The organism is Candidatus Frankia nodulisporulans, from assembly GCF_902806475.1.
Lineage (GTDB): Bacteria > Actinomycetota > Actinomycetes > Frankiales > Frankiaceae > Frankia > Frankia umida.
Genome location: NZ_CADCWS010000214.1, coordinates 1 through 7,154, shown reverse-complemented (window position 1 = coordinate 7,154; position 7,154 = coordinate 1). Strand labels below are relative to the sequence as shown.

Annotated in this window: 4 protein-coding genes; 2 read left to right on the top strand and 2 right to left on the bottom strand. The window is 70.7% G+C overall.

What is annotated here, in order from left to right; all coding sequences use genetic code 11:
• Positions 1–145 precede the first annotated feature (145 nt).
• A complete protein-coding gene (locus tag G6R24_RS16335; protein WP_163550100.1) occupies positions 146–1,045 on the top strand; it encodes a hypothetical protein in 900 nt (299 codons plus the stop codon).
• A gap of 80 nt (positions 1,046–1,125) precedes the next feature.
• Complete coding sequence (locus G6R24_RS16330; RefSeq protein ID WP_163550099.1) at positions 1,126–1,992, top strand: toll/interleukin-1 receptor domain-containing protein; 867 nt, start codon at positions 1,126–1,128, stop codon at positions 1,990–1,992.
• Between the two features lie 69 nt (positions 1,993–2,061).
• On the opposite strand, the gene G6R24_RS16325 is transcribed toward G6R24_RS16330, so the two are convergent.
• Positions 2,062–4,635 (bottom strand): acetyl/propionyl/methylcrotonyl-CoA carboxylase subunit alpha, encoded by a 2,574-nt coding sequence (locus G6R24_RS16325; protein WP_163550098.1) that lies wholly within the window; start codon positions 4,633–4,635, stop codon positions 2,062–2,064.
• Positions 4,636–4,687: 52 nt separating this feature from the next.
• On the bottom strand, positions 4,688–6,319 hold the full coding sequence (locus tag G6R24_RS16320) for a carboxyl transferase domain-containing protein (RefSeq protein WP_163550101.1): 1,632 nt from the start codon (positions 6,317–6,319) through the stop codon (positions 4,688–4,690).
• Positions 6,320–7,154: the final 835 nt, after the last annotated feature.

Genomic DNA, 7,154 nt, shown 5'->3' with positions numbered 1-7,154 from the left:
TTAACCTACGGCCATTGGGCCAGGGCCTGTTCCACTCGCGCCGGGCCACCCACGTCCCGAGGCGCGAGGACCCGTACCCGGGTCCGTCGGAGAACCCGACAAAGCCACGCTTAGATCCTATATGTCTGTTATCGGGAGACCTGGTATGCCCTGCGTGGACATGCGGCTGCGGGAAAGACTCGATCCGGCCACGGCCGATGCGTTGGAACAGTGGTGCGCCGCATCCGGCATCAGCTTCACCCTCGACCGGTGGCTGACGAACGGGCGGTCCTCGGCCGTCATCGCCGCCGTGATCGAGCATCACCGCTTCCGCGGGGCCGAGCTGGTCATCATGAAGGTCTACCAGGCCACCGGTGACTCCCACCCCGGCGAGTTCGCCCTGCACGAGGACGCCCTGAACCACGACAAGGTCTTCGCCGACGCCCATCTCGCCGAGCTGATACGCGCCCCGGTCTCCGGCGGCGACGGGTGGTGGTTCATCTTCCAGCGGGTCGCGGGCGGCAGCCTGTCGGACATGGTCACCCTGCAGACCGTGCTGCACGACATGCTGCACCCACCGCGCCGCGCGCTCGGCGGACTCCCGATCCTGGCCAACGGCCAGAGCCCCCAGTTCCCCCGCGGCCAGCAGACCGTCACCGCTGCCACCGCCGCCACCTTCGCCGCCGCCAGCGCCACCGTCGTCGGCTCGACCCTCACCGAATGGGCCGGCCCGCCACAGCTGTCGGACCTCGCCGTCCCGGCGATCCTGCGCCGCCAGCTCGGCCATCGCGCAGCTGCGCGGGGGGGCGGTCACCAGGCTTGCGCAGGCCTATCCCGGGACCACCCTGACCTGCGCGGAGGAGGATCAGCTCCTGGTGAACCCGTTCAGCCTGGTGTTCGACACCGACCGCTACGACCCGATCGTGCTACCGACGTTCATCGGACGGGTGCACGGCGACCTGCACATCGAGAACATCCTCGTGCCCATGTCCCTGCAGGACGTGGGCACGTCCTACCAGCTCATCGATCTCGCCCGGTACTCCGCCCACGCGGTGCTCACCCGTAACCCCACCCACCTCGTGCTTCACCTGCTGGCCCGCACGCTGAACGAACTCGGCCCGGGGGGGGCGCACCGCCGCCATCGAGATGCTTCTCGACCCGCACAACACCGGAGAGCTGCTTCCCAGCTGGCTGGCGACGTTCATCTGCGCCACCCGAAAGGCCACGGAGGACTGGGCGCGCAGGGTCGGTCTGGTCGACCACTGGCGGGCCCAGGTACCGCTGTCCCTGCTCGCCTGCGCCCTGACCTGCATGGTAAGACCGTCAACCCGACCGGAGGACCGCGACTGGTTCCTGCGTCTCGCCGCGAACGCGGCCACCGCCATCCTCGGACGCCACCCCCTGCCAGCCACCCCGACGTCGCACCAGAGCGCCGTACCCGGACCCGCGGCACCCGCCGGCGACATCGCCACCCCGGCACCCCTGGCGCTGACGACCGACCCGCCGGCGCCGGCCGCGGACACGCCTCCTCCGGCCGCCACCGCGTCATCGCCGTCAGCGTCGCGGCCCGCCGGGGCACGCTCTGCGGGGAAGCGTTCCGTGGGCACCCCGGCCAGCCGGTCGGCACCGCGGCCGGCGTCGGACGTCGATATCGTGATCTCCTACGCGCCCACCGACCAGACCTGGGCGGCCTGGATTCACTACCACCTTCGGAAGGCCGGTTGGCGGGTCACCGAAGCCGACGTCACCCGGACCAACGGGCAACGCGCGCGACACGCGGACATCGAACAGACCCGCACCCTCGTCGTCGTCTCACGAGCCCATCCCCTCGACCAGGAAGGGGCGACGAACGACCAGGCGGGGACGACGAACAGGCTGATCGCGGTGCAGGTCGAGGCCACCGCACCCTCCGCGTCCACCATCGGCGTCGACATCATCGATCTTGTCGATCTCGGCGAGGACGAAGCCAGGATCACTCTCCTGGCCCGCATCTCGGCGATCCTCCCCCGCTGAACCCCGCCGCCGGTCGGCAGTCGGCCGGTCGCCGGTCGGGGTCGACGCGTGACGGCCGGCGCGTCGCTGTCAGCCGGCCGCCGCACGTCCTTCGGGTGTGCCGACCTCACCGGAACGTCCGTCCCCGACACCGGCGAGGCGTCCCTCTCCCGCGCCGGCGTCCGCTCCCGTTCCGAGCCCAGCTCCCAGCGCGGTTCCTGGCCCTGGCCCTGGGACCGGAACCTGGCCTGGCTCCGGGCCGTCGGGGGATGACGCGGCGACGACCCCGAGGACCTGGTCGAGGCGGACCTGATCGCCGCGGTGGACGTGCACGTCGGTGACCACGCCGGCGACCGGGGCTGTCACCGGGTGCTCCATCTTCATCGCCTCGACGATGACAAGCGGCGCTCCCGCGGCGACCACCTCGCCGGAGGTCACCAGAACAGCGGCGACCGTCCCCGGCATCGGACTGCGCGCCGTCCCACCGTCCGTCGTGGCGCGCCGACGGCTGGACGACATGGGTGCCGGCTCGAAGCCCCAGGCCCGTCCATCCCGTCCGAGCCACAGCACCGGCCCCGGTCCGTCGCCCGCGCCCGGGCCCGGGCCCCATGCGAAGGCCCACCTGGTGGTGACCGATCCGACGGTGACCAGCAGATCGTCACCCGTGATCCGCACGGACCCCGCCACCGGCGCCCCCTCGCCCACGCGGAGCCTCGCCGCGGCGGGCGTGCCTCGAGCCGAGACCCGCACGGTCCGGGTCGCACGGCGAGGTGGCATGCCCTGCGCCGCTTCGCCCGACCCGTTCACCGCCGCCGTCCCGGCGACCGCCGCCACCGCCACCGGCGCTGACGCACCGTTGACACCGGTGTCTTCCGCGTGGCCGGTCCGGATCGGCGACGCCACGGCGCCCCCCGCCGGTGCCACCGTGGCCGGCAGCAGCACATCCCAGCTCAGCCAGGCGGGCTCGCCGGGACGCCAGCCGGAGGGCACCTCCCACGGGTCGACCAGCGCACCGGTCGGCTGCAGGGCGAGCAGCCGCAACAGCGCGTAGGCGTGGAGGGCCTCGCTGGGTGGCTCGTCCTGGACCAGCCCAGCGAGATCACGTTCGATCAGGCCGGTGTCGAGGCGACCGGCGCGGACGTCGGGATGTCCCAGCAGCGCCCGCAGGAATCCGATGTTGCTGGCGACCCCGAGCAGGACCGTGCGGGCCAGCGCCGCGTCCAGACGCGCCAACGCCACCCGCCGATCCGAACCCCAGGAGACGATCTTGGCAAGCATCGGATCGTAGTCCGTGCCGACCGTGTCACCGGTGGCGATGCCGGCGTCGACCCGCAGGGTGGGACCAGCCGGCTCGCGAAAGTCGAGCACGTCCCCACCGGTCGGCAGGAATCCGCGCGCCGGGTTTTCCGCGTAGACCCGGGCCTCGATCGCATGCCCGGCGGTACGCACGTCGGCCTGCCCGAACAGCAGCGGCTCGCCCGCCGCGATCCGGATCTGCTCGGCGACTAGGTCCACCCCGGTGACCAGCTCGGTGACGGCATGCTCCACCTGCAGCCGCGTGTTCATCTCCATGAAGTAGAAATCGTCGGGCGCGTCCGCCGACATGATGAACTCCACCGTGCCCGCGCCGACATAGCCGACCGCCTGCGCCACGGCGACGGCGGCGGCACCCATCCGCGCTCTGGTCCGTTCGTCCAGCAGCGGCGACGGCGCCTCTTCGACGATCTTCTGATAGCGCCGTTGCAGGCTGCATTCACGTTCGCCCAGGTGCAGCACCGTGCCGTGCCGGTCCGCCAGAACCTGCACCTCGATGTGACGGGGCCGGGAGATCAGCCGCTCCACGAACAGGGTGTCGTCACCGAACGCGGCGGCCGACTCCCGGCGGGCGGAGGCGATCGCCGCCCCGAGTTCCGCGGGCTCACGCACGATCCGCATTCCCTTGCCGCCCCCGCCCGCCGACGGCTTGACCAGCACCGGATAGCCGACCTGGGCGGCGGCCTCCGCCAGGGCCGCATCGCCCATACCCGGGACCGACCGGCCCGGCACCACGGGAACGCCGACCTCCGCCACGGTCCGCCGGGCGGCGATCTTGTCGCCCATCAGCTCCACCGCGGTCACCGCCGGTCCGATGAACACGAGGCCGGCGGCCTCGCACGCCCGCACGAAGCCAGCGTTCTCGGCGAGGAACCCATAGCCCGGATGCACCGCACGGGCGCCACTGACCCGGGCCGCCTCGAGCACCGCGTCGATGTTCAGATAGCTCTCGCGGGCCGGCGCCGGCCCGAGGCGGACCGCCACCTCCGCCTCACGGACATGGCGCGCATCGGCATCGGCATCGGAATACACCGCGATGGCCCGAATACCGAGCTCTCGCAGGGTCCGAATGATCCGGACCGCGATCTCCCCCCGGTTCGCCACCAGGACAGACGTGATGGCGCCCGCAGCCGCACCGTCGGCGGCGGCCGGCGGTGGCGTCTCGGCCTCGCTCACCCCCGGTGCCGCACCAGCCGCCGAGGCGGGCGACGCGAAGGAGACGGAAATGCCCGAATCATGGACACCGTTCGTGGTCGGCCCCGCCGGCGACGGCGCGGGCAGCGCTCCAGCAGAAGTCGGGTTCTCACCGTTCCCGCCCGTCACGTCGATCCCTCCGTTCACACCCTGCATGCCACTGCACTCACTCCCGCCGTCGCCCGCACTGTTTTCCGACGAGCAGAGGTCACATCCGAAAAACTCCGTAACCAACCGGATCGAGGGGAGCATTGGCCGCGACCGAAAGCCCCAGCCCCAGCACCGTCCGGGTGTCCGCCGGATCGATCACACCGTCGTCCCACAGCCGAGCCGTCGAATAGTAGGCGCTGCTCTGCGCCGCATACCGTTCACGGATCGGTGTGCGGAAGGATGCCTCCTCCTCGGCGCCCCAGTCCACACCGGAGGCGGCGAGCTGATCACGGTGAACGGTGGCCAACACGGCCGCGGCCTGGTCACCTCCCATCACCGAGATCCGTGCGGTCGGCCACATCCACAGGAAACGTGGCGAGTACGCCCGCCCGCACATCGAGTAGTTCCCCGCACCGTAGGATCCGCCGATGACGACCGTGAACTTCGGTACGCGCGCGCAGGCAACGGCGTTGACCATCTTCGCGCCGTGCTTGGCGATACCGGCGGCTTCGTACTCACGACCGACCATGAAGCCGGTGATGTTCTGCAGGAACACCAACGGAATCCCGCGCTGGTCGCAGAGCTCGACAAAATGCGCGCCCTTGAGCGCCGACTCACCGAACAGGACACCGTTGTTCGCCACGATGCCCACCGGATGGCCGTGCAGCCGGGCGGTTCCGGTGAGCAGGGTGGTGCCGAACTCCGCCTTGAACTCGACGAAGCGGCTGCCATCGACAATGCGCGCGACCACCTCACGGACGTCGTAGGAGGTACGCCCGTCCGGCGGCACAGCCGCGTACAGCCCCGCGGGGTCGACAGCGGGCTCCTCGACCTGCACGACCTCCCACGGCCGCGGCGCACGGGGTGCCAGCGTGGCCACGATCGACCGGACGATCCGCAACGCATGATGATCATCATCGGCGAGATGATCGGTGACGCCGGACGTGCGCGCGTGCAGCAGCCCGCCACCCAACTCCTCGGCACTCACCACCTCGCCGGTCGCGGCCTTCACCAGCGGCGGGCCGCCCAGGAAGATGGTGCCCTGGTCGCGGACGATCACCGCTTCGTCGGCCATCGCCGGAACGTAGGCACCCCCCGCCGTGCACGATCCCAGCACGGCGGCGATCTGCGGGATGCCCTGCGCCGACATCCGCGCCTGGTTGTAAAAGATCCGACCGAAGTGGTCTCGATCAGGAAACACCTGCTCCTGTAGCGGCAGGAAGGCACCCCCCGAGTCCACCAGGTAGAGACACGGCAGCCGGTTCTGCCGCGCGACCTCCTGCGCCCGCAGATGCTTTTTCACGGTCAACGGGTAGTAGGTGCCGCCCTTGACCGTCGCGTCGTTGGCGATGATGAGGCATTCCCGGCCGCTGACCCGTCCGACCCCGGTGATGATGCCCGCCCCCGGCACCGGATCGTCGTACAGCCCGTTCGCCGCGAGCGGGGAGAGCTCGAGGAAGGGACTCCCTCGATCAAGCAGAGCGTCGACCCGATCACGCGGGAGCAGCTTGCCGCGTTCGACATGCCGTTCACGCGCCCTCGGTGACCCGCCGGCCGCGGCGACGGCGAGCCTCTCCTGCAGATCCGTCACCGCGTCCCAGTGCCCCTCGGCGTTGCGACGCGCCTGCTCCCCGAACGCATCGATCCGGCTGGCCAGGACGGGAACGTCACCCGGCGGGACGGCACTCATCTCACCGGTCGGCACCCCGGCGGCGTCTCCCACGCGTACCGCGGTCACGGTCACACCCCCACAATGTCGACGCAATCTTGCAGATGATGACGTTTTCCCAGGTCAGCAGGTTGCGAATCCACTCGCCTCCGCCGAACATCGAACCGCGCACCGCCGTTTGCGGCCACACGCGACGCACCGCACCGTCGCCATCCCCCGAATTCGGTACGCCGCCCCCGGCGAAATTGTCATGATTGACGCCATCGCGGGCTACCTTAGCGGCTCTCGGGCGAGAGGCTCCCACCTGCGGGGATATCCCTTCCCAGCCGCACCCATTCGTCTTCGTCCCGCTCCACCGAGGCCGACGCTCGAGCAGGTGAGCGGCGAGCGCCGGCCACGACGCATCCGCCCCGTCGCGCCCCGAACTCGTACTCGCCGTGCCCAGGCATGGTCCAGCCCGTCCCCGACCCCTGGTGCCGGGCACCGAGCGCCCGGTGGGCGTGTGCACGGACGGAGGCGCAGCCAGCCGGAGATCAGTGCGGCGACGACCCGCGTCCCGCCGTCCGCGGAGATGCGATCACCGCGGGCCTCCCACCCACCTACCAGCGCGGGTCGCCGTCTGGGTCCGACACCTCGACCGGGCCGCGGCGGTTTCCGTCACCGCGGCCGCATCCACCCGTCAGCGCCCCCTTCCACCACGACATTCCGCCCGCCCGTTCTCGCGCCAGGGCACCACATCCGCCTGAACGACCGACGCTCCCGCCACGACAAATAAACGAACATGATCACGGCGATATTGTCAGCCACAAGCTGATGCCTCGAATCAGCTGTGCTGCAAATCAACAGAATCTCCGCA